The organism is Haemophilus sp. THUN1691 (assembly GCF_059704425.1).
Map to the genome: position 1 here is coordinate 471432 of NZ_AP046578.1, position 23230 is coordinate 494661.

Genomic DNA, 23230 nt, shown 5'->3' on the forward strand with positions numbered 1-23230 from the left:
TTATGTCAGAATTAACTACAATAGCTCGCCCTTATGCAAAAGCTGCATTCGACTTTGCCATTGAACAAAGTGCGGTCGAAAAATGGACTGAAATGCTAGGTTTTGCTGCAGCCGTAGCTGAAGATGAAACGGTAAAAGCTTACTTAAGTAGTTCTCTTTCTGCACAGAAATTAGCTGATACAGTAATTTCTATTTGTGGCGAACAATTGGATCAATATGGGCAAAATCTTATTCGGTTAATGGCTGAAAATAAGCGTTTGAGTGCTATTCCTGCGGTGTTTGAAGAATTTAAACATCACGTAGAGGAGCACCAAGCTATTGCAGAAGTTGAAGTAACATCTGCGCAACCATTGAATGCAACACAAATCGAAAAAATTGCAGCTGCAATGGAAAAAAGATTAGCTCGCAAAGTGAAATTAAATTGCAACGTGGATAATGCACTTATTGCTGGTGTGATTATTCGTACAGAAGACTTTGTGATTGACGGAAGTAGCCGTGGGCAACTTACTCGTCTCGCAAACGAGTTGCAATTATAAGAGGAATACAAGATGCAACTAAATTCAACTGAAATTAGTGAATTGATTAAAAAACGCATCGCTCAATTCGACGTGGTAAGTGAAGCGCGTAATACAGGGACAATTGTTTCTGTAAGCGATGGTATTATTCGCATCCACGGTTTAAGCGATGTGATGCAAGGTGAAATGATCGCCTTACCAGGTAATCGTTATGCGATGGCACTTAACCTTGAACGCGATTCTGTTGGTGCTGTAGTTATGGGACCTTACGCAGATTTAGCGGAAGGTATGGAAGTTCAATGTACAGGTCGTATTCTTGAAGTACCAGTTGGTCGTGGTTTATTAGGTCGTGTAGTTAATACGCTTGGTCAACCAATCGATGGTAAAGGCGAAATTGAAAATGATGGTTTCTCACCAGTAGAAGTGATTGCGCCAGGTGTTATCGATCGTCGTTCTGTTGATCAACCTGTTCAAACCGGTTATAAAGCTGTTGACTCAATGGTGCCAATCGGCCGTGGTCAACGTGAATTAATCATCGGCGACCGTCAAACGGGTAAAACTGCGTTAGCAATTGACGCTATTATTAACCAACGTAATTCTGGTATTAAATGTATCTATGTTGCGATTGGTCAAAAAGCCTCTACTATCGCAAACGTCGTGCGTAAATTAGAAGAACATGGTGCGCTTGCAAATACTATCGTGGTAGCCGCATCTGCATCTGAATCAGCAGCGTTACAATATTTAGCACCTTATGCTGGTTGTGCGATGGGTGAATATTTCCGTGATCGTGGTGAAGATGCGTTAATTGTTTATGATGATTTATCAAAACAAGCCGTAGCTTATCGTCAAATTTCATTATTATTACGTCGTCCACCAGGTCGTGAAGCCTATCCTGGTGATGTTTTCTATTTACATTCTCGTTTACTAGAACGTGCTTCTCGTGTAAACGAAGATTACGTAGAAAAATTCACTAAAGGCGAAGTGAAAGGAAAAACTGGTTCTTTAACCGCACTTCCGATTATTGAAACTCAAGCTGGTGACGTATCTGCGTTTGTTCCAACCAACGTAATTTCTATTACCGATGGTCAGATCTTCTTAGAATCTAACTTGTTTAACTCAGGTATTCGTCCTGCGGTAAACCCAGGTATTTCGGTATCTCGTGTTGGTGGTTCAGCGCAAACTAAAGTTATTAAGAAATTAGCGGGTGGTATTCGTACCGCGCTAGCTCAATATCGTGAATTAGCAGCGTTTGCACAGTTTGCATCAGATCTTGATGATGCGACTCGTAAGCAACTTTCTCACGGTGAAAAAGTAACTGAATTATTAAAACAAAAACAATTTGCTCCATTATCTGTTGCAGAACAAGCGGTTGTATTGTTTGCTGTTGAATTTGGTTATTTGGATGACGTGGAATTATCAAAAATTGCAAGTTTTGAGACCGCACTTTTAGATTATTCTAACCGTAATCACGCTGAGTTTATGCAAGAGCTTACTAAAACCGGTAACTATAATGACGAAATCAAAGATACATTAAAAGGTATTTTAGATAGTTTTAAAGCGAATAGTGCTTGGTAGTAACGGAGAGATAAGATGGCAGGTGCAAAAGAGATAAAAACCAAAATTGCCAGTGTACAAAGTACACAAAAAATTACTAAGGCAATGGAAATGGTGGCAACCTCGAAAATGCGTAAAACGCAGGATCGTATGGCTGCATCTCGTCCGTATTCTGAAACTATCCGTAACGTTATTAGTCATGTGTCTAAAGCAAGTGTCGGTTATAAACATCCGTTCTTAGTTGAGCGTGAAGTGAAGAAAATCGGTATCTTGGTTATTTCAACAGATCGTGGTATGTGTGGTGGTTTAAATGTTAATTTATTCAAAACCACACTTAACCAAATCAAAAATTGGAAAGAACAAAATATTTCTACAGATTTGGGCTTAATAGGTTCAAAAGGGATTAGTTTTTTCCGTTCCTTTGGATTTAATATCAAAGGTCAACTTTCTGGTTTAGGCGATACGCCCGCTCTAGAAGAATTAATTGGTGTCGCAAATACAATGTTTGATGCTTATCGTAATGGTGAAATTGATGCAGTTTATATTGCATACAATAAATTTGTTAATACGATGTCGCAAAAACCTGTTGTACAACAATTAGTTCCTTTACCAGAATCTAAAGACGATCATTTAAATGAAAGACAACAGACTTGGGATTATCTTTATGAACCAGAACCAAAAGTACTATTAGATAGTCTTTTAGTTCGTTATTTAGAATCTCAAATTTATCAAGCGGTTGTAGATAATTTAGCTTCAGAACAAGCGGCTCGAATGGTAGCAATGAAAGCAGCAACTGATAATGCAGGTAATTTAATTAATGATCTGCGGTTGGTGTATAACAAAGCTCGTCAAGCAAGTATCACAAATGAATTGAATGAAATCGTAGCCGGTGCGGCAGCGATTTAAGAAAAGAGGAACGGTAATGTCAGCAGGAAAAATTGTACAAATCATCGGTGCGGTGATTGACGTTGAATTTCCACAAGATGCAGTGCCAAAAGTTTACGATGCATTAAAAGTTGAATCAGGTTTAACACTTGAGGTGCAACAACAATTAGGTGGCGGTGTGGTACGTTGTATCGCATTAGGTGCTTCTGACGGTTTAAAACGTGGTTTAAAAGTAGAAAATACGAATGATCCGATTCAAGTACCGGTAGGCACAAAAACCCTTGGTCGTATTATGAATGTATTGGGTGAACCAATTGACGAACAAGGTCCAATCGGTGAAGAAGAGCGTTGGGCTATCCACCGTTCTGCACCAAGCTATGAAGAACAATCAAACAGTACGGAATTATTAGAAACTGGTATCAAAGTTATTGACTTAATTTGTCCATTTGCTAAAGGTGGTAAAGTTGGTCTATTCGGTGGTGCGGGTGTAGGTAAAACCGTAAACATGATGGAATTAATTCGTAACATCGCGATCGAACACTCAGGTTACTCTGTATTTGCGGGTGTAGGTGAACGTACTCGTGAAGGTAACGACTTCTATCATGAAATGAAAGATTCTAACGTATTAGATAAAGTATCTTTGGTTTATGGTCAGATGAATGAGCCACCAGGTAACCGTTTACGTGTTGCGTTAACTGGTTTAACCATGGCAGAAAAATTCCGTGATGAAGGTCGTGATGTATTATTCTTCGTGGATAATATCTATCGTTATACCCTTGCTGGTACTGAAGTATCTGCGTTATTAGGTCGTATGCCATCAGCGGTAGGTTATCAACCAACCTTAGCTGAAGAAATGGGTGTGTTACAAGAACGTATTACATCAACCAAAACAGGTTCTATTACCTCTGTACAAGCGGTATATGTACCTGCGGATGACTTAACTGACCCATCTCCAGCAACAACTTTCGCACACTTAGACTCAACCGTTGTATTAAGTCGTCAAATTGCATCTTTAGGTATCTACCCTGCGGTTGACCCATTAGATTCAACTTCACGTCAGTTAGACCCACTTGTTGTTGGTCAAGAACATTATGATATTGCTCGTGGTGTACAAGGTATTTTACAACGTTATAAAGAATTGAAAGATATTATCGCAATTCTTGGTATGGACGAATTATCTGAAGAAGATAAATTAGTGGTAGCACGTGCGCGTAAAATTGAACGTTTCTTATCACAACCGTTTTTCGTTGCTGAAGTATTTAACGGTACTCCGGGTAAATATGTTCCATTAAAAGAAACCATTCGCGGCTTTAAAGGTATTTTAAGCGGTGATTACGACCATATCCCAGAACAAGCGTTCTATATGGTAGGTTCAATCGACGAAGCGCTAGAAAAAGCCAAAAATATGTAATCACTTCAAGTCATTTGAAGGAGAACAAAAATGGCGACATTTAATTTAACAATAGTAAGCGCAGAGCGAAAAATCTTTGAAGGTGAAGTAAAACAAATCCAAGCAACAGGTGTTGAGGGGGAATTAGGTATTCTCCCTGGACACACTCCATTGCTAACGGCAATTAAGCCAGGGATTGTTAAATTTACTCTTCAAGATGGAAATGAAGAAGTTATCTATGTTTCCGGTGGTTTTTTAGAGGTTCAACCAAATATTGTTACGGTGCTAGCAGATGTTGCTATCCGTGGTAGTGAATTAGATGCAGATCGTATTCGCGAAGCAAAACGTAAAGCTGAAGAGAACATTGTATCTCATGCATCAGATGTAGATCATGATTTACTGGTTGCGAAACTTTCTAAAGAGTTAGCAAAACTTCGAGCTTATGAGTTGACTGAAAAACTCTTGAAAACAAGACGATAATAAAAAAAGTATGATGAAAAATGATCTGCACCCCAAAAGTTGGATTGAACAAACTAACAATTGAGGTGCAGATTTTTTTATGGGTAAATACTACACAATCGAATTTAAATGATAGGTTCTCCAATCTATTCTGATTAAATAAAGCCTATGAAGTCATTTTACATTCAGGCCAAAGCTTGGCTGTATCAAATAGTGGCTTATTGTCAAATATTGGCTGAAAATAGCATTATTCAAAGTATGTAGAGAAAAGGGAATTGCTCGGGCAATGTTGTGATGGAAAGTTTCTTTAGGCTATTAAAAACAGAATATTTTTATGATTGGGAATTTAATAGTAGAGAGATGATAGTTGATGCAGTTAGGGATTGTTGAGATTAGTATAATTACCGACAGATTCAACTAAAATTAAAAGGACTGAGTTCGATAAAATATCGTCATCCGTCCTTGAGTAAATAGTGTAGGCTTTTAATTTTTACCGTATTTTTATTTTTTACGTTTTGCTCTTGGATGAGCTTGATCGTACACTTCCGCCAGATGTTGAAAATTTAAGTGAGTATAAATTTGAGTGGTGGAAAGATTGCTATGCCCAAGCAATTCTTGAACGGCGCGTAAATCAGAACTGGCTTCCAACATATGCGTCGCAAAAGAATGACGTAATTTGTGCGGATTAAGATGGCTATTTAAGCCTTGACGAATGCCCCAAGTTTCCAAACGTTTTTGAATCGCTCGATGAGAAATACGATTTCCAAGCTGGCTAACAAATAATGCCTCATCTTTTGGGTTAAATAATGCCCGCACTTTTAACCATTCTTGAATTGCATGCGAAGCGTAACGCCCAAACGGCACCACACGCTCTTTGTTGCCTTTCCCAATAACACGCACTTCCCGCACTCGGGTATTAATGCTGTTTAAATCTAAGCCTTGTAATTCAGATAAACGTAAACCTGAACTGTACATTAATTCCAAAATAGCACGATCACGAATATCAATTGGCTCTTTGCTATCGTTGGCAAGCAACTGTTGAACTTGCTCTCCATCCATATTTTTCGGTAAATGCTTGCCTTGTTTCGGTGCGGAAATGCCTGTGGCGGGATTCACTTTCAATTCGCCTTGTTGCACCAAAAAACTGAGAAATCTGCGCAATGCGGATAAACGCAAAGCCAAGCTTTTTTCTTTTAAGCCTTGTTTTTTGCTTTCTGCCAAAATAAAGCGCACCACGCTGGGTGTTACTTGTGCCCAAGCATGAATGTCTTGTTGCGCTAAAATTTTGATGATGGCATCAAGTTGATGTTGATAATTAGTGAGCGTGTGAGGGCTCATTTGGCGTTCAATCCGCAAATAATCCCAATAACGATTTAACGCGGTTAGCATTACAAACTCAATTCAAATAAACGTTCTTTCGGGTTCAATTTAAACCCTTCCGATTCCAACATTGAATATTGATTTTGCGCTAATTCTGCCACTAAACGATTGGATTGCGTGAAATGCACAAAGTCTTTTGCTTTAGAAATCAGCGCCGCATAAATTTCCGTTTGTTGAGCATGTTCCAACACAAAAATATCGGTGATTTGCCAATAGCGTTGTAATTGTAAAGAAGAAAGGCGAGGGAAAAGCTGCACAAAGCCAATAGCCTTTTCATTTTCATCCACCGCAATAAAAAACAGACTTTCATTAAAACGCATACGATTAGTTAAAAAAGCCAAGGTGCGTTCTGGATTCTCTGCTTGTCCATAGGCTTGGCGATAGGCTTCAAAAAGAGGAAGAAGCACGTCAATATTCCATTGTTCGGCTTTGAAAAGTTTCATAATTGGTTATTTTTTATTGGTTCCATACAGGTAATTGTAGCTTTTTAGCACAAGATAATCATCTTTCTATGAGAATTTTTTTAATTTTATGATCTTCTGCAAAGAATCGTGGTGAAATTTTGGTATAGTAAGCAAGTTAATTTTATCAACTATGGAGAAACAAAAATGGCACGTCGTCCTTTAGTGATGGGTAACTGGAAATTAAACGGTTCCAAAGCGTTCACCAAAGAATTAATCGAAGGATTAAAAGCAGAATTACATGATGTAACAGGTTGTGATGTGGCAATTGCCCCACCAGTGATGTATTTAGGTACGGCTGAAGCAGCACTTTCTGGTTGTGGTTGCAGCTGCGGCGGTAAAAGTGTGATTCAGTTAGGTGCACAAAACGTAGATATCAATGTGAAAGGTGCATTTACTGGTGATATTTCTAGTGAAATGTTAAAAGATTTTGGCGCAAAATACATCATTATCGGCCACTCTGAGCGTCGTACTTACCACAAAGAAAGCGACGAATTTGTAGCGAAGAAATTTGGTGCATTAAAAGAAGCTGGTTTAGTACCAGTATTATGTATTGGTGAAACTGAAGCTGAAAACGAAGCAGGTAAAACAGAAGAAGTATGTGCACGTCAAATTGATGCCGTCATCAACGCATTAGGCGTAGAAGCATTTAATGGTGCAGTGATCGCATACGAACCAATTTGGGCAATCGGCACTGGTAAATCAGCGACTCCAGCACAGGCACAAGCTGTTCATGCATTTATCCGTGGCCACATCGCAGCAAAATCACAAGCTGTAGCAGATCAAATGATCATTCAATACGGTGGTTCGGTAAATGACGCTAATGCAGCAGAATTATTCACTCAACCAGATATCGATGGTGCATTAGTGGGCGGTGCTTCACTTAAAGCGCCTGCGTTTGCAGTCATCGTGAAAGCAGCGGCAGCAGCGAAAAACTAATTTTTATTTAATTAGAATAATATGTATTTAAGTCGCTTTACATGTGACTTAGGTCGTCATTAGTTTTTGTAATTATCTAAGTATCATATTATATTTACCCCTAACTACAAACCGCACGTTTTACGTGCGGTTTGTTATTTTTAGAAGCAATTAGCAAGCTTGTTTGCCATAAGCATCTTGGCGAAGAATGTGACGAACACCTTCATCAAATTCTGCTAATACGCGATCTGCATCTTTCGGATCTTTACCGCGCGCATCCAAGTAGAATTTAATTTTTGGTTCAGTACCTGAAGGACGAGCAATTAAGCGTCCGCCATTTTCCAAGTTAAATACAAGGATATCGCTTTGACGATCTGTTTTAGTATGATCGATAAATTGCGCTACTTTCACGCCTGCGATTTCTGCTGGTGGATTGTTACGAAGTGCGGTCATTAATTTTCCGATTTCTGAAAGATCGCTGACTCGAATAGAGATTTGTCCACTCACATAAGCACCAAATTCTTTGGTAAATTCATCAGCATAATCTGCTAAAGTTTTGCCTTGTTTTTTCAAGTTACGCACAAGATCTAAGAACACGATTGCCGCAGAAATACCGTCTTTATCGCGTACTTTGTCGGGGTCAACTAAATAGCCCAATGCTTCTTCAAAACCAAACAATAAGCCAGATACTTTACCGATGTATTTGAAACCAGTTAAGGTTTCTTCTGATTGGAAACCGTATTTTTTTGCAATTTCAGCGAGTGCGGGAGAAGAAACAAGCGAGCAAGCCAATGTGCCTTGTTTGCCTTGATATTGTTTTGCCAAGTACCAACCTAAGAAACAGCCTACTACGTTGCCGTGTAGTGATTTCCAGTTACCTTGTGCATCAGGCACTGCAACAGCTAAACGGTCTGCATCTGGGTCATTAGCAATGATAAATTCAGCATTCTTTTCTTTTGCTACTTTAATTGCTAAATCTAACGCGCCTTTTTCTTCTGGATTTGGGAAATTCACAGTTGGGAATGTGCCATCTGGCCAAACTTGATCTGCGACTACGTGAGGTTGTGGTAAGCCTGCTTTTGCTAGCGTTTTACTTAACACTTCATAGCCAACACCGTGCATAGCGGTATAAACATAGTTAATGTCGCAAGCTGGCTCTTTAGCTAATGATGCAGTTTTTGCAATGTATGCATCTACCACTTCATCATTTAACACTACATAATTATCGCTACGTGGTAAATCTTGGATATTGCCAGCCGCAACTTTATCAATTAATGCTGCGATGTCTTTATCTGCCGGTGAAACGATTTGACCGCCACCATTTGCTTTGCCCAAATATACTTTATAGCCGTTATCTTCCGGTGGATTATGGCTTGCTGTCACCATTACACCCGCAGTGGTATCAAAATATTGGATAGCATAAGCTAAAACTGGAGTCGGTAATTTGCGTGGTAATAAATAAGCTTTTACGCCTGCACCAGCCATAATTTCAGCTGTGTCACGGGCAAATACATCAGAGTTTTTACGGCCATCGTAACCAATTACGATTGATGGTTCTTTATCGTAACCTTTTAAATATTCCGCTAAACCGCCAGCAGCTTGAGAAACTAAAACTCGGTTCATCCCCATTGAGCCAGCTTGTAAACGGCCACGTAAACCTGCCGTACCAAATTGTAAACGACCATCAAAACGCGCATGTAATTTTGCTTCTGCCGCTTTATCTCCGCCTTTTGCCGCATCTAAAAGTGCGGTTAATTCTGCACGAGTTTCTGCGTCAGGATCTTGGTTTAACCAATTTTGCGCTACATGAAAAAGAGTTGTCATAGGATCATCCTTATTCTCTTGAAATAAATAAATCGCTGCTAGACTAGCCGAAATCACCCAAAATGGGAACGGATAATTATCAAAATTTTGATCTAATTAACATTTTTTATTCACGCAATCGGTTATCTGAGCTAATTAGGAAAGCCGTTTGTTGCATAGGCATTTATTTGAAAAATTCGCTATAATACCGCCTCAATATTTACGGCAAAATTTAACCGCACTTTAAGGATTTTCAATGTCATCCCAGCCTCGTTTCGTCCATCTTCGCACGCACACAGATTTTTCGATGATTGACAGTATTGTCAAAGTGAAGCCTCTTGTGAAAGCTTGTGCTGCCAATGAAATGGTCGCAATGGGATTAACGGATTTTGCTAATTTTTGTGGTGTGGTGCGTTTTTATGGCGAAATGCTTTCTTCGGGTATGAAGCCTATTATTGGCGCTGATGTTAAAGTGAAAAATGCACTATGCGGTAATGAAATGTTTGATTTGACGCTTTTGGCAAAGAACAACGAAGGCTATAAAAACATTACATTATTGCTCTCAAAAGCCTATCAGCGCGGTTATGATGACTATCCTTATATCGATCAAAATTGGTTAATTGAACACCGAGAAGGGCTGATTATTTTATCTGGTGGCACGCAAGGCGATGTGGGTAAAAAATTGTTGAAAGAAAACGCTGCAGAAATTGAAAGTGCGGTTGCTTTTTACCAAGAATTTTTTGCTGATCATTTTTATCTTGCACTTACGCGCACTGGCAGACCTGATGAAGAACGTTATATCCAAGCAGCATTAAAATTAGCTAAAAGTCATGGATTGCCTTTGGTGGCGACGAACGATGTAATGTTTTTGAAATCTGATGATTTTGAAGCTCATGAAATTCGTGTTGCGATTCGTGATGGCTATACATTAGATGATCCTAAACGTCCAAAACGTTATACCCCACAACAATATTTCCGCAGCGAAGAGGAAATGTGCAAGTTATTCGCTGACATACCTTCCGCTCTCGAAAATACCTTATTAATTGCGCAGCGTTGTAGTGTGACTTTGCGCCTTGGTCAATATTTCTTGCCTCAATTCCCGACTGGCGATTTAAGTACAGAAGATTTCTTGGTGCAAAAAGCTAAAGAAGGTTTGGAAGAGCGTCTAGCTTTTTTATTCCCTGATGAAAAAGTGCGGTTAGAAAAAAGATCAAAATATGATGAGCGCTTGCAAGTTGAGTTGGATGTGATTAACCAAATGGGATTCCCTGGTTATTTCTTGATCGTAATGGAATTTATTCAGTGGTCGAAAGATAACGATATTCCTGTTGGGCCGGGTCGTGGTTCTGGTGCGGGTTCATTAGTGGCTTACGCATTAAAAATCACTGATTTAGATCCGCTAGAGTTTGATTTGCTTTTTGAACGTTTTTTAAATCCAGAACGCGTGTCTATGCCCGATTTCGACGTGGATTTCTGTATGGATGGTCGAGACCGAGTAATTGAGCATGTTGCTGAAACCTATGGCCGCGGCGCGGTATCTCAAATTATCACCTTTGGTACGATGGCAGCGAAAGCTGTTATTCGTGATGTGGGGCGCGTATTAGGGCATCCGTATGGTTTCGTTGATCGTATTTCGAAATTAATTCCGCCAGATCCTGGTATGACGCTTGCGAAAGCATTTGAAGCCGAGCCACAATTACAGGTAGCCTACGACAGCGATGAAGAAGTGCAAGCGTTGATTGATATGGCGCGTAAGCTGGAAGGTGTGACGCGTAATGCAGGTAAACATGCTGGTGGCGTGGTCATTTCACCAACCTTAATTACTGATTTTGCACCACTCTATTGTGATAATGAAGGCTTACATCCTGTTACTCACTTTGATAAAAATGATGTGGAATATGCGGGGCTTGTGAAATTCGACTTTCTGGGCTTGCGTACTCTCACCATCATTAAATGGGCATTGGATATGATTAATGCTCGTATGGTGCGTGAGGGCAAGCCTCGAGTAGATATTGCATCTATTCCACTTGATGATCCTGAATCTTTTGAATTACTTAAACGTTCCGAAACTACAGCCGTGTTCCAGTTGGAATCGCGAGGAATGAAGGATTTGATTAAGCGCCTGCAACCTGACTGTTTTGAAGATATCATCGCGTTGGTGGCATTGTTCCGTCCTGGTCCGTTGCAATCAGGCATGGTGGATAACTTTATCGACCGTAAACATGGACGAGAAGAAGTATCTTATCCTGATGCGGAATATCAACATGAAAGCTTGAAACCTATTCTTGAGCCGACCTACGGTATTATTTTGTACCAAGAACAAGTGATGCAAATTGCGCAGGTGTTGGCTGGCTATACGCTGGGTGGGGCTGACTTATTGCGTCGAGCAATGGGTAAAAAGAAACCAGAAGAAATGGCAAAACAGCGCTCAGTGTTTAAAGAAGGGGCGGAGAAAAACGGTGTTGATGGCGAGCTATCTATGAAGATTTTCGACTTGGTAGAAAAATTTGCTGGCTATGGTTTTAATAAATCTCACTCCGCTGCTTATGCCTTGGTATCTTACCAAACCCTTTGGTTAAAAACTCATTTCCCTGCGGAATTTATGGCAGCGGTAATGACATCTGAAATGGATAATACGGATAAAATCGTAGGTTTATACGATGAATGTCTGCGTATGGGCTTAAAAGTAACGCCACCAGATATTAATATCGGCAAACACCATTTTAGCGTTAATGAACAAGGTGAAATTGTATATGGGATTGGCGCGATTAAAGGTGTGGGGGAAGGCCCGATTGACGCACTTGTGACGGCAAGAAATGAAGGGGGAATTTTCAAAGATTTATTCGATTTATGCGCTCGTGTAGATTTGAAAAAAATTAACCGCCGCACCTTTGAAAGCCTAATTATGTCAGGTGCCTTTGATAAATTAGGCCCACATCGCGCCGCACTTTCTAAGAATTTGGAAGACGCGCTTAGAGCTTCCGATCAGCATGCGAAAGATGAAGCAATGGGGCAAACGGATATGTTCGGCGTGCTGACAGAAACCCATGAAGAAGTGGAAAATGCTTACGCTAATACACCACCTTATACCGAAAAACAAATCCTTGATGGTGAACGAGAAACCTTGGGGCTTTATTTAAGTAGCCATCCTGTTAGCCGTTATTTGAAAGAACTTTCTCATTACACTTCAACTCGCTTAAAAGATCTTGCACCAAATCGTCGTGGACAAATTAGCACTGTGGCGGGGCTAGTTGTGGCATCGAGAATTGCGATGACGAAAAAAGGCAATCGGCTAGGTATTGCTACATTGGATGACCGTTCAGGTCGCTTAGATTTAACATTATTTGGTGAAAGCCTAGAACAATTTGGTGAGAAATTACAAAAAGATACAGTGATTGTTGCTTCTGGACAGGTTAGCTTTGATGATTTCTCTGGTGGCTTAAAAATGACGGTGCGCGAGTTAATGACCTTAGATGAAGCTCGTTCCCGTTATGTCAAATCCTTAGCTATTAGTCTTTCTGAGCATCAAATTACACCAAGTTTTATTAAACTACTTAAAGCATTACTTGAGCCGGTGAGTGGTGGAACGTTGCCGATTAATGTGTATTATCAAAGTCCGAAAGGTCGTGCGTTGTTACGTTTGGGCGTGCAATGGTCGATCATTCCAACAGATGAAATTCTGACGGAATTGGTGAATTTACTTGGCGAAAGTGCGGTGGAATTAGAGTTTGAATAATACAAAGGCGCGAAAAATATCACGCCATTTTTATAAGATTAACGTAAGAAATAACGATAAGATTTGCTTTCTGTTACATCTTCAAAAACATAATTGAGTTGGGCAAGTGCCAGTTCAAATTCTGCTTGTTCGCGTTCTTCAATTTGGAAACCAGCAAGGATATTTCCATAGTCCGCGCCGTGGGCACGATAGTGGAATAATGAAATATTCCAACGATTTTGCAAGGTTTCTAGAAATTTCAATAACGCACCTTTTTGCTCTGGGAATTCGAACGTATATAAGCGTTCGTTATCATTTGATGCGCGACCACCCATTAAATAGCGAACATGCGTTTTCGCAATATCATCATCAGACATATCCTCAACATCAAAACCATTTTTAGTGAGGTCTGCAATAATATCTGCTTTTTCTTGCTCATTTATCGTTCTTACCCCAACAAACACGCAAGCACGTTTATCATCTGCATAACGGTAACTGAATTCGGTTACAGCTCTGTTACCTAATACATAAGCAAATTTTAAGAAACTACCGGGTTGTTCATGCATGGTTACTGCTAATAAAGCTTCTCGGTTTTCACCAATTTCACAACGTTCAGATACATAACGTAATGTGTGGAAATTTAAGTTCGCGCCAGACAAAATTGCCGCCATATTTTTGCCTTCAATATGGTTTTGTTTGGCATATTTTTTCAAACCAGCTAAACCTAATGCACCTGATGGTTCTGCAACAGCACGAACGTTTTCAAACAAATCTTTCATTGCTGCGCATACTTCGTCACTATCGACCAATACCATATCATCAAGATATTGTTGGCATAGGCGGAATGTTTCGTCACCAATGCGTTTTACGGCAACACCATCCGCAAATAATCCAACATGGATTAAATCTGTTGGTTCACCTTTATCGAGAGCGGCTTTTAAGCATGCAGAATCCTTTGATTCTACACCGATGATTTTAATTTCCGGCATAAATTGCTTAAGCAACATTGCCACACCCGCAGCTAAGCCACCACCACCGACTTGTACAAACACATAATCCAAATCTGCCACTTGTTGTAGCATTTCCATCGCTAACGTGCCTTGTCCTGCGATCACTAATGGATGATCGAATGGAGGAATAAATGTCATATTTTTTTCTTTTGAAAGCTCAATAGCTTTTGCTTTGGCTTCATCGAAATTAGCACCATGCAACAACACCTCGCCACCAAAACCACGCACAGCATCCACTTTAATGCTTGGCGTGTTTTGTGGCATGACGATCAATGCTTTTAAGCCTAATTGTTTCGCTGATAATGCCACGCCTTGTGCATGGTTACCCGCAGAGGCCGCTATTACGCCTGCTGCTTTTTGTTCTGCTGAAAGGCTAGAAATCATTGCGTAAGCGCCGCGTAGTTTAAAGCTATTTACTGGTTGGCGATCTTCGCGCTTGATCCAGATATTATTGTGCAGTCGTTCAGAAAGTTTTCCCATTTTTTGTAAAGGGGTCACTTGAGCAGCTTCATATACGCGCGAACCAAGTTTAACAATGGCATTGATATAATCTGATTGAGAAGGTTGAGGATTGGTGAGTAGGTTTTTCATAGTGTTTGTTTTGATGATGAAGTGCGGTTGGTTTTTCCTTTGTTTTATCCCCCTCTTATGAAGGAGGGGGAACCGTTAAATTATTTTAATAATGTTTTATCGCGTACCGCACCTTTGTCCGCTGAGGTGGCAAAGTGACCGAATACTTTCAATGCGAAAGATACTTCACGTTCACGGTGAGCGGGCAGCCAACCTTTTTGATCTTGTTCGGCTCTGCGTGCTGCGAGTTCTTCATTACTGATTTCTAAGTTAATTGCACGATTTGGAATATCAATGTTGATAATATCGCCATCGCGTACTAAGCCGATTGCACCGCCAGAAGCAGCTTCTGGTGATGCGTGTCCAATAGATAAGCCTGATGTACCACCAGAGAAACGACCATCCGTTAATAAGGCACATTTTTTACCTAAGCCCATCGATTTTAAGTAACTGGTTGGATATAACATTTCTTGCATACCAGGTCCGCCTTTAGGCCCTTCGTAACGGATAACAACGACATGACCTTCTTTGACTTTGCCACCTAAAATGCCTGCAACTGCATCTTCTTGGCTTTCAAATACGATTGCACGGCCGGTGAATTTCCAAATAGATTCATCTACGCCAGCGGTTTTAACGATACATCCGTCTTCAGCGAGATTACCGAATAATACGGCTAAGCCACCTTCTTGTGAAATCGCATTTTCTTTATTGCGAATACAACCGTTTACACGATCATTATCGACGGTATCCCAACGGCAATCTTGTGAGAATGCTTGAGTTGTACGGATGCCTGCAGGGCCTGCACGGAAGAATTTATGTAATTCTTCATCTTGATTGCGAATAATATCGTATTGGTCTAGTTGTTCTCCCATGCTCATTCCAAGCACGGTGTGTGTATTTTTATGAATTAATCCAGCGCGATCTAATTCACCTAACAATCCCATAATACCGCCTGCACGGTGTACGTCTTCCATGTGGTATTTATTGGTGTTTGGCGCAATTTTGCTTAAACAAGGTACTTTGCGCGATAAACGGTCAATATCTTCCATTTTAAAATCTACGCCTGCTTCTTGTGCTGCCGCTAATAAGTGTAAAACAGTATTACTTGAACCACCCATTGCGATATCGAGGCTCATTGCATTTTCAAAGGCATCAAAAGTACCGATTGAACGAGGCAATACACTTTCATCATTTTGTTCATAATAGCGTTTGCAAAGCTCAACAATTTGACGACCTGCTTTTAAGAATAATTCTTTGCGGTCTGCGTGAGTCGCCAACATAGAACCATTACCAGGTAAAGATAAACCTAAGGCTTCAGTTAAGCAATTCATGGAGTTAGCGGTGAACATGCCTGAGCAAGAACCACAAGTTGGACACGCACTGCGTTCAATGGCATCAATGCGTTCATCTGACACATTTGGATCGGCTGCCTCAATCATCGCATCAACCAAATCTAAGCGGATTAATTGATCAGAAAGTTTAGTTTTACCCGCTTCCATTGGGCCGCCTGAGACAAAAATTGTCGGAATGTTTAAGCGCATTGCCGCCATTAACATTCCCGGGGTGATTTTGTCACAGTTGGAAATACATACCATCGCATCAGCACAGTGCGCATTGACCATATATTCCACGCTATCAGCGATTAAATCACGGCTTGGTAAAGAATAAAGCATTCCACCGTGACCCATTGCGATACCATCATCCACCGCAATGGTATTAAATTCTTTTGCTACACCGCCCGCTTTTTCAATTTCAGCGGCAACAAGCTGTCCCATATCTTTTAAATGCACATGCCCTGGCACAAATTGGGTGAAAGAGTTCACCACCGCAATAATCGGTTTACCAAAGTCATTTTCTTTCATTCCTGTTGCACGCCATAAGGCACGTGCGCCTGCCATATTACGACCTTGTGTACTGGTCGCTGAACGTAGTTTTGGCATAAATAATCTCTCCGAGTAAATTTTTGTTAGGGTAGCGTGCAATATTTTGCACTTAATTTTTATTTTATTTCGTTTACATCTGGCAATTTCGCCAACTGATTCACTAACAGATCTAAAGTGCGGTCAGATCTTACGGTGATTTTTAACCGCACTTGGGTTTCATTCAGTGTCATTTCCATCGTTGTAACGGTAAACCCGCGGTGACGTGCCACGCGTAAAATGCGTTCCAATACTTCTGGACGATGGCGAGCGACGAGTTCAAGTTTATATTCATTCATTAGTTCATCTCCTCTACCATATCCGCGTTACATGCACCCGGTGGCACAAGTGGCCATACACATTCATCAGGTGGAATACATACTTGTAATAAATAGGCTGTTTTGCTATTTAATAATCGGTTGAGTGCTGCATCCACATCATCGGCTGACTCAATACGTTCTGCAGGAATACCGAACGCATTAGCAAGCATCACAAAATCTGGATTGTCATCTAAAATGGTTTCACTGCGACGTTTATTCCAGAATAAATCCTGCCATTGACGAACCATACCTAAGCGTTGGTTATCCAGTAGCAAAATTTTTACTGGTAAATTACCGCGTTTGATTGAACCCAATTCTTGTATGTTCATCATGAGTGAGCCATCACCCGTAACCAAAATGACTTCATCTTGCGGGCGTGCTTTTTTTGCCCCTACTGCAGCAGGTAAGCCAAAGCCCATTGTGCCGAAACCTGCGGATGTAATGTAGTTCTCTGGCGCAAAATGCTTCATGTGTTGAGCTGACCACATTTGATGCTGACCTACATCGGTACAAATTACTGCATTATTTGGTTTTCGATTAGATAGAGTGTTGAGTAATGCCCAAGGATCAATCGGACGATTGTATTGATTTTCAATATAAGTGAAATCTAATTTTGCTTTTAAATCTTTGATTTGTTCACGCCAAGGTTCAATATCAAGCTCTTGTTTGAGAGCATTAAGTGCTTGGATTAAATCTCCTTGTAGGGCAACATCTGCACGGCGTAATTTATGGATTTCCGCTGCATCAATATCACAATGAATCACTTTAGCATGAGGCGCAAAAGTATCGAGTTTACCTGTTACACGATCGTCAAAACGAGCGCCACATACAAGTAATAAATCGCTTTCTTGCACGGCAAAATTAGCAGCTTTTGTACCATGCATACCAATCATTCCCATATACACATCATCATTTGGATCAATTGCACCTAAACCTTTTAAAGTGGAGACTGATGGCATTTGGGTCTGGGCTAAAAATTCGCGTAAGGCAGGTACAGCCTTCGCCATACCAACGCCACCACCCACATAAAGCACCGGTTTTTTAGCATTTTTTAATAATTCTTTTGCTTCAGCGAGTTTATCTGTCGAAAGTGCGGTCGGTTTTTCTAGTGTTTTAACGTAGGCTTCTACATTCGCAGGTACTTCACCGATTTGGATATCACGAGGCACATCAATAAGAACTGGTCCAGGACGTCCGCTTTGGGCAATTTCAAAGGCTTCCGCAAAAACATCGGCTAATTCATCCGCACTTTGCACGATAAAACTGTGTTTGGTACAAGCAAGGGAAAGCCCAAGAACATCCGCTTCTTGGAACGCATCTGTGCCGATTAATGGAGAGGAAACTTGACCAGTAATGGCTACAACTGGAATGGAGTCCATCATGGCATCGCCTAATCCAGTAACTAAATTGGTGGCACCAGGGCCTGATGTTGCAATACAGACGCCCACTTTTCCTGTGGAACGAGCATAACCAATCGCTGCGATGGCTGCACCTTGTTCATTACGACAAAGTAAGTGATCTAAGCCTGCGTCATAAAGGGCATCGTAGGTTGGCATGATTGCGCCACCAGGATAGCCGAAAAGAGTCGTGACATGGTGTGCTTTCAGGCACTCCATGATGAGTTGTGCGCCTGTCATTGTGTTTGTTTCCTGTTGTTTTTATTTTGGGATAAGTTCAGCATTGTAGCGAAATTTCGAGTCATTGGTAGGGTTTGGGGCGAAAAAAACGAAAAAAGTGCGGTGAAAATTGGCTTTTTTTGAATATTTATGTTCTTTTTATTAAAAAATCCGTGAATTTTTACCGCTCTTTTGGCTTATTTATTGACTGATGATTAGATTTCATTATATTGAAACTCTTTTTATTTTTTTACATAGGATAATTTATGGCGCACTCAGCCCAAAAAGCGCAGAAGCGTGAGACTTTTTCTGGTCGTCGAGCATTTATTATGGCCGCGATTGGTTCGGCCGTCGGTCTTGGTAATATTTGGCGTTTCCCTTATACCACTTATGAAAATGGTGGTGGAGCATTTATGATCCCTTACCTTATCGCATTATTAACTGCAGGGATTCCTCTTTTATTCTTAGATTATGCAATTGGTCACCGCAATCGTGGTGGTGCACCACTTTCTTATCGCCGTGTTAGCCCGCACTTTGAGGTATTTGGTTGGTGGCAAATGATGGTGAATGTCATCATCGGATTATATTACGCTGTGGTATTAGGCTGGGCGGCAAGCTACACCTATTTTTCTTTCACTGGCGCATGGGGCGATAAACCAATCGATTTCTTCATCGGTGAATTCTTAAAAATGGGCGACATTAAAAACGGTGTGAGTTTTGAATTTGTCGGTATGGTAACAGGCCCATTAATTGCAATGTGGATTGTTGCGTTAGGCGTGCTTTCTATGGGCGTTCAAAAAGGGATTGCTAAAGCATCTTCTGTATTAATGCCAGTGCTCGTTGTGATGTTTATGGCGCTTGTGATTTATTCCTTATTCTTACCAGGTGCGACAAAAGGTTTAGATGCATTATTTACGCCAGATTGGTCGAAACTTTCTAATCCAAGTGTGTGGATTGCAGCCTATGGGCAAATCTTCTTCTCTCTTTCAATCGGCTTTGGGATTATGGTGACTTATGCCTCTTATCTTAAAAAAGAATCCGATTTGACTGGCAGCGGCTTGGTTGTAGGTTTTGCTAACAGTAGCTTTGAAGTGTTAGCGGGTATCGGCGTATTTGCAGCATTAGGCTTTATTGCAACAGCGCAAGGTCAAGAAGTCAGCGAAGTGGCAAAAGGCGGAATTGGTTTAGCATTTTTTGCGTTCCCAATCATCATCAATAAAGCACCATTTGGTGAAGTGCTAGGCGTATTGTTCTTTGGATCATTAACCTTTGCGGCATTAACTTCATTCATCTCTGTAATTGAAGTAATTATCTCTGCAATTCAAGATAAAATTCGTATTAGTCGTGGGAAAGTAACGTTTATCGTGGGCGTACCAATGATGTTCGTTTCTGTCATTTTATTCGGCACGACAACTGGCTTACCAATGTTAGATGTGTTCGATAAATTCGTAAACTATTTCGGTATTGTTGCAGTAGCGTTTGCTTCTTTAATTGCGATTGTGGCAAATGAAAAACTCGGTTTATTGGGTAATCACTTAAATGAAACGTCATCTTTCAAAGTTGGTTTCTTCTGGCGTTTATGCATTGTATTAACGAGTGGTGTTTTAGCATTCATGCTTTTCAGCGAAGGGGCAAAAGTCTTCTCTGAAGGTTACGAGGGTTATCCAAACTGGTTCGTAAACACCTTTGGTTGGGGGATGTCCATTAGCTTGCTTGTCGTGGCATTCTTCCTTTCTCGCTTAAAATGGAAAAGCGAAATTAAGTTAACCGTTGATGAAACTAAAGGAGAATAAAATGAGTACTGGTGCAATTATTATGATGATCGTGTCTCTCGCTTTGGTATGGGGTGGATTGGTTTACGCTCTGATTCGATTACCAAAAGAAGAATAATCATTAATCTGACCGCACTTTAATCTGTCTCCAAAAATTTGGGCTAAATAACCAATTGATTAAGGTGTAGGTTATTAACAAACATTATTCGATATTATTTAAGGGGCTGAAGCAGATTAACATAATTGCTAATCTACTTCAGCCTATAATATTTTTAATGTTTATGTAATATTAATGCTAATTTTATATAAAAAGCTTTGTAAGCTTATATATAAGATATGGTAGATAAGAATAAAAAAGCGACCTACTTTCACATAAGTCGCTTTTGGGGATAACCTAACTAAGTATGTTTAGGTCTGAAGAAAATCATCGTAAAGATTTGCCAGAAGAAAGCTAGTGCACCGAAGATGAATACCACATCACCACCTAAACGAACCCAACGTAAGGTATCGAATAATGGTTGTTGCATAAAGTCTTCACTACGTGCATACCATAAGCCTTCAGAGATACTTGCATATCCTTGGATAACACCGATAGGTAATAAGCTTGATACGATCATGAGTACTAAACCACCGTTTAATAACCAGAAGCCCCATTTCATTAACTTATCGTTAAATGGTGTATCCGGACGTAAATAACGCGCGATTAAGAATACAAAGCCTAATGCTAAGAAGCCATACACACCGAATAATGCAGCGTGCGCGTGAACGGCAGTCGTGTTTAAGCCTTGAACATAGTAGAGTGAAATTGGTGGATTGATTAAGAAACCAAATACACCCGCACCTAACATATTCCAGAATGCGACGGCTACGAAGCAGTAAAGAGGCCATTTTAAGCGTTCCATCCAAGGTGCTTTTTGTTTCATTGCCCAATGTTCCCAAGCTTCATGACCTAATAACACTAATGGAACCACTTCAAGTGCTGAGAATGACGCACCTACTGCGATAATTGGTGTGGTTGCACCTGCGAAGTATAGGTGGTGGAACGTACCAGGAATACCGCCGATTAAGAACAATGCCGCTTCAGTAATGGTTGCCACAGTCGCAGTACGACGTGAAACTAAACCTAAACTTACGAAGATGAATGAAAGCGCCGCTACAGAGAACACTTCAAAGAAGCCTTCTACCCATAGGTGAACTACCCACCAGCGCCAGTATTCCATCACAGAAATGTGAGTGTGCTCGCCGTAGAATAATGCAGGGCCATAGAATAAGCCGATTGCAATAACAGAAGCGAAGAATAACGCTAATAAGTTTTTATCACCCGGTTGTTTGAATGCGTTCACTGTACCGCGAAGCATTAAGACTAACCAGAATAAGATACCTGCAAATTTCACCGCTTGCCAGAAACGACCTAAGTCAATGAATTCGTAACCTTGATGGCCGAACATGAAGCTCCATTCTTCAGGAAGAATATGAGCAATCGCTAAGTAGCTACCAGTGAATGAACCTATTACTAATACTACTAATGCCCAGTATAGAATATCTACGCCTAATTTCTGGAATTTTGGATCTTTACCGCCATTAATGATTGGTGCAAGGAATAAACCGCCCGCTAAGAATGCCATCGCAATCCAGAATAAGGCTGATTGAATATGCCAAGTACGTATTAATGAATAAGGAAAATATTGCGAAATATCAATACCATAGAATTCTTGACCTTCAACGGTATAGTGAGCAACAATCGCACCTAAGTTTACTTGCAGTAAGAATAATGCAAGCACGGTAAAGAGATATTTGCCTAATGCGCGTTGAGAGGGGGTAAGTTGTAACTTTGTAAGTGGATCGAACTCAGGTGTTGGTGGTTCTTTTTCATCTTCACGTTTTTTGAATGACCAAATCCATACCACAAAACCAATACCTGCAATTAGGAATACCACGCTCGCAATTGACCAAATCACGTTTTCTGGTGTTGGCACATTATTGATTAATGGTTCATGTGGCCAGTTATTGGTATAGCTTGCATTTGTATTTGGGCGTTCAGCTGAAGCAGTCCATGCTGTCCAGAAGAAGAATTTTGTTAAGTCTTTACGCGCTTGTAAGTCAGGAAGGGTATTATCCTTCATGGCGAAGTGTTCACGAGTGACTTTAGTGGCAGGATCATCGCCGTATAAAGAAATGTAGTATTGTGCTGTTTTTTCCATTGCCGCTAAACGGGTATTTGAAAGCACAACGGTGTCATTTTCAACTTTGCTGCTACGGTATTCTTTAGTTAAACGTGCTTTTAATAAAGCTTGTTGTTCTTCATTAAGATCTGCAAAGTTTTTACCAAATTCTTTATTTGCAGTGATATCTAACCAGTTGGTTAATTCACGATGTAGCCAATCTGCAGTCCAGTCAGGCGCTTGGTATGCACCATGTCCCCAAACAGAACCCACCTGCATACCACCAGTGGTTTGCCAAGCGGTTTGACCATGTAAAATATCATCGTGAGTGATCACTTTTTCGCCCGATTCAGAAACATATTGTTGCGGAATTGGTGGTGCTTCACGATAAACTTCAAACCCATAGTAACCGAGAATGGAGAATGCTCCAATCAATACGGCGACTAATAGGTACCAGAACTTTTTATACTGTCCCATTTTATCACTCCTAGGTTATTGAAAAATTAACTTCCTATTTAAAATCATAGGTAAATATTTTACATAAGCAAAATACCTGACTAATTATATCGGGTATTGTGGTGCTAAAATAATACCTATAACAAAGTAATTGACTAAAATGGTAGGTTATTTTGATTGAGATCATCAAAAAAGTGCAGTTAAAAAATGTTTTAACAGTTCTTCACTTCCCAAAAGCATTGCTTTATATGATTAAGTTTAAGTATGTAAGAAAAGATTTAAAAATTTGAGTTTGGTGTAAGATATCAATGTTTAAGTTAATTTA

Annotated in this window: 18 protein-coding genes; 10 read left to right on the forward strand and 8 right to left on the reverse strand. The window is 40.3% G+C overall.

All coding sequences use genetic code 11. The annotated features are described in order from the left end of the window. Positions 1-2: 2 nt before the first annotated feature. The 6 genes from atpH to AC6H0J_RS02330 all read left to right on the forward strand — a co-directional run bounded on the left by atpH (position 3) and on the right by AC6H0J_RS02330 (position 5193). The gene (gene atpH, locus AC6H0J_RS02305) at positions 3-536 is read left to right on the forward strand and encodes a F0F1 ATP synthase subunit delta (protein ID WP_005649413.1); all 534 of its coding nucleotides are present in this window, start codon (positions 3-5) and stop codon (positions 534-536) included. 12 nt (positions 537-548) lie between these two features. Continuing rightward, positions 549-2090 carry a F0F1 ATP synthase subunit alpha gene (atpA, locus tag AC6H0J_RS02310; RefSeq protein ID WP_005629241.1) on the forward strand — a complete coding sequence of 514 codons (1542 nt, stop codon included), beginning with the start codon at positions 549-551 and terminating at the stop codon, positions 2088-2090. A gap of 15 nt (positions 2091-2105) precedes the next feature. Further along, a complete protein-coding gene (gene atpG, locus AC6H0J_RS02315) occupies positions 2106-2975 on the forward strand; it encodes a F0F1 ATP synthase subunit gamma (protein WP_005632226.1) in 870 nt (289 codons plus the stop codon). Positions 2976-2991: 16 nt separating this feature from the next. Further along, entirely contained in the window at positions 2992-4365 is a 1374-nt protein-coding gene (gene atpD / locus AC6H0J_RS02320) for a F0F1 ATP synthase subunit beta (protein WP_005629235.1), read from the forward strand. A 30-nt stretch (positions 4366-4395) separates the two neighbouring features. Beyond that, positions 4396-4824 (forward strand): F0F1 ATP synthase subunit epsilon, encoded by a 429-nt coding sequence (locus AC6H0J_RS02325; protein ID WP_005629232.1) that lies wholly within the window; start codon positions 4396-4398, stop codon positions 4822-4824. Between the two features lie 273 nt (positions 4825-5097). Next, a complete protein-coding gene (locus AC6H0J_RS02330; protein ID WP_114892481.1) occupies positions 5098-5193 on the forward strand; it encodes an IS3 family transposase in 96 nt (31 codons plus the stop codon). Between the two features lie 111 nt (positions 5194-5304). Here AC6H0J_RS02330 and xerC read toward each other — a convergent pair whose 3' ends face one another. Together xerC and AC6H0J_RS02340 are read right to left on the reverse strand one after the other, a co-directional pair. Next, complete coding sequence (gene xerC, locus AC6H0J_RS02335) at positions 5305-6192, reverse strand: tyrosine recombinase XerC (RefSeq protein ID WP_005644230.1); 888 nt, start codon at positions 6190-6192, stop codon at positions 5305-5307. Next, positions 6192-6626 carry a GNAT family N-acetyltransferase gene (locus AC6H0J_RS02340; RefSeq protein WP_005629228.1) on the reverse strand — a complete coding sequence of 145 codons (435 nt, stop codon included), beginning with the start codon at positions 6624-6626 and terminating at the stop codon, positions 6192-6194. The genes xerC and AC6H0J_RS02340 overlap by 1 nt, the downstream gene beginning before the upstream one ends. A gap of 165 nt (positions 6627-6791) precedes the next feature. Between AC6H0J_RS02340 and tpiA the strand changes: the two genes are divergently transcribed. Then, complete coding sequence (gene tpiA, locus AC6H0J_RS02345; protein WP_005629227.1) at positions 6792-7583, forward strand: triose-phosphate isomerase; 792 nt, start codon at positions 6792-6794, stop codon at positions 7581-7583. Positions 7584-7733: 150 nt separating this feature from the next. Here tpiA and AC6H0J_RS02350 read toward each other — a convergent pair whose 3' ends face one another. Then, positions 7734-9386: a phospho-sugar mutase gene (locus tag AC6H0J_RS02350; RefSeq protein WP_497512763.1), complete on the reverse strand. Its 1653-nt coding sequence runs from the start codon at positions 9384-9386 to the stop codon at positions 7734-7736. 235 nt (positions 9387-9621) lie between these two features. On the opposite strand from AC6H0J_RS02350, the gene dnaE reads away from it, so the two are divergent. After that, positions 9622-13101 (forward strand): DNA polymerase III subunit alpha, encoded by a 3480-nt coding sequence (gene dnaE, locus AC6H0J_RS02355; protein ID WP_005629224.1) that lies wholly within the window; start codon positions 9622-9624, stop codon positions 13099-13101. 38 nt (positions 13102-13139) lie between these two features. Here the strand turns inward: dnaE and ilvA are convergent, their stop codons facing one another. The 4 genes from ilvA to ilvG form a co-directional block, all read right to left on the reverse strand. Further along, positions 13140-14681 (reverse strand): threonine ammonia-lyase, biosynthetic, encoded by a 1542-nt coding sequence (gene ilvA, locus AC6H0J_RS02360; RefSeq protein WP_046953385.1) that lies wholly within the window; start codon positions 14679-14681, stop codon positions 13140-13142. Between the two features lie 80 nt (positions 14682-14761). Further along, positions 14762-16600, reverse strand: a complete 1839-nt coding sequence (gene ilvD, locus AC6H0J_RS02365; RefSeq protein WP_005629222.1) for a dihydroxy-acid dehydratase — start codon at positions 16598-16600, stop codon at positions 14762-14764. A gap of 59 nt (positions 16601-16659) precedes the next feature. After that, positions 16660-16878 carry an acetolactate synthase 2 small subunit gene (gene ilvM, locus AC6H0J_RS02370; RefSeq protein ID WP_005629221.1) on the reverse strand — a complete coding sequence of 73 codons (219 nt, stop codon included), beginning with the start codon at positions 16876-16878 and terminating at the stop codon, positions 16660-16662. After that, positions 16878-18536, reverse strand: a complete 1659-nt coding sequence (ilvG, locus tag AC6H0J_RS02375) for an acetolactate synthase 2 catalytic subunit (RefSeq protein ID WP_005629218.1) — start codon at positions 18534-18536, stop codon at positions 16878-16880. Before ilvG ends, ilvM begins: the two co-directional genes overlap by 1 nt. Positions 18537-18781: 245 nt before the next feature. Between ilvG and AC6H0J_RS02380 the strand changes: the two genes are divergently transcribed. Continuing rightward, on the forward strand, positions 18782-20308 hold the full coding sequence (locus AC6H0J_RS02380; protein ID WP_497512764.1) for a sodium-dependent transporter: 1527 nt from the start codon (positions 18782-18784) through the stop codon (positions 20306-20308). Position 20309: 1 nt separating this feature from the next. Continuing rightward, positions 20310-20405 carry a methionine/alanine import family NSS transporter small subunit gene (locus AC6H0J_RS02385; protein ID WP_005629210.1) on the forward strand — a complete coding sequence of 32 codons (96 nt, stop codon included), beginning with the start codon at positions 20310-20312 and terminating at the stop codon, positions 20403-20405. 280 nt (positions 20406-20685) lie between these two features. On the opposite strand, the gene AC6H0J_RS02390 is transcribed toward AC6H0J_RS02385, so the two are convergent. Beyond that, the gene (locus AC6H0J_RS02390) at positions 20686-22926 is read right to left on the reverse strand and encodes a nitric-oxide reductase large subunit (protein ID WP_497512765.1); all 2241 of its coding nucleotides are present in this window, start codon (positions 22924-22926) and stop codon (positions 20686-20688) included. Positions 22927-23230 lie beyond the last annotated feature (304 nt).

What these genes read in the sequence shown, in the direction of transcription:
- tpiA (WP_005629227.1), top strand. Translation starts at nt 6,792, where the DNA reads ATGGCACGTCGTCCTTTAGTGATGGGTAACTGGAAATTAAACGGTTCC.
- AC6H0J_RS02380 (WP_497512764.1), top strand. Translation starts at nt 18,782, where the DNA reads ATGGCGCACTCAGCCCAAAAAGCGCAGAAGCGTGAGACTTTTTCTGGT.
- atpH (WP_005649413.1), top strand. Translation starts at nt 3, where the DNA reads ATGTCAGAATTAACTACAATAGCTCGCCCTTATGCAAAAGCTGCATTC.
- atpD (WP_005629235.1), top strand. Translation starts at nt 2,992, where the DNA reads ATGTCAGCAGGAAAAATTGTACAAATCATCGGTGCGGTGATTGACGTT.
- xerC (WP_005644230.1), bottom strand. Translation starts at nt 6,192, where the DNA reads ATGCTAACCGCGTTAAATCGTTATTGGGATTATTTGCGGATTGAACGC.
- AC6H0J_RS02385 (WP_005629210.1), top strand. Translation starts at nt 20,310, where the DNA reads ATGAGTACTGGTGCAATTATTATGATGATCGTGTCTCTCGCTTTGGTA.
- atpG (WP_005632226.1), top strand. Translation starts at nt 2,106, where the DNA reads ATGGCAGGTGCAAAAGAGATAAAAACCAAAATTGCCAGTGTACAAAGT.
- AC6H0J_RS02340 (WP_005629228.1), bottom strand. Translation starts at nt 6,626, where the DNA reads ATGAAACTTTTCAAAGCCGAACAATGGAATATTGACGTGCTTCTTCCT.
- ilvG (WP_005629218.1), bottom strand. Translation starts at nt 18,536, where the DNA reads ATGACAGGCGCACAACTCATCATGGAGTGCCTGAAAGCACACCATGTC.
- ilvD (WP_005629222.1), bottom strand. Translation starts at nt 16,600, where the DNA reads ATGCCAAAACTACGTTCAGCGACCAGTACACAAGGTCGTAATATGGCA.
- ilvA (WP_046953385.1), bottom strand. Translation starts at nt 14,681, where the DNA reads ATGAAAAACCTACTCACCAATCCTCAACCTTCTCAATCAGATTATATC.
- AC6H0J_RS02390 (WP_497512765.1), bottom strand. Translation starts at nt 22,926, where the DNA reads ATGGGACAGTATAAAAAGTTCTGGTACCTATTAGTCGCCGTATTGATT.
- AC6H0J_RS02330 (WP_114892481.1), top strand. Translation starts at nt 5,098, where the DNA reads ATGGAAAGTTTCTTTAGGCTATTAAAAACAGAATATTTTTATGATTGG.
- AC6H0J_RS02350 (WP_497512763.1), bottom strand. Translation starts at nt 9,386, where the DNA reads ATGACAACTCTTTTTCATGTAGCGCAAAATTGGTTAAACCAAGATCCT.
- AC6H0J_RS02325 (WP_005629232.1), top strand. Translation starts at nt 4,396, where the DNA reads ATGGCGACATTTAATTTAACAATAGTAAGCGCAGAGCGAAAAATCTTT.
- ilvM (WP_005629221.1), bottom strand. Translation starts at nt 16,878, where the DNA reads ATGAATGAATATAAACTTGAACTCGTCGCTCGCCATCGTCCAGAAGTA.
- atpA (WP_005629241.1), top strand. Translation starts at nt 549, where the DNA reads ATGCAACTAAATTCAACTGAAATTAGTGAATTGATTAAAAAACGCATC.
- dnaE (WP_005629224.1), top strand. Translation starts at nt 9,622, where the DNA reads ATGTCATCCCAGCCTCGTTTCGTCCATCTTCGCACGCACACAGATTTT.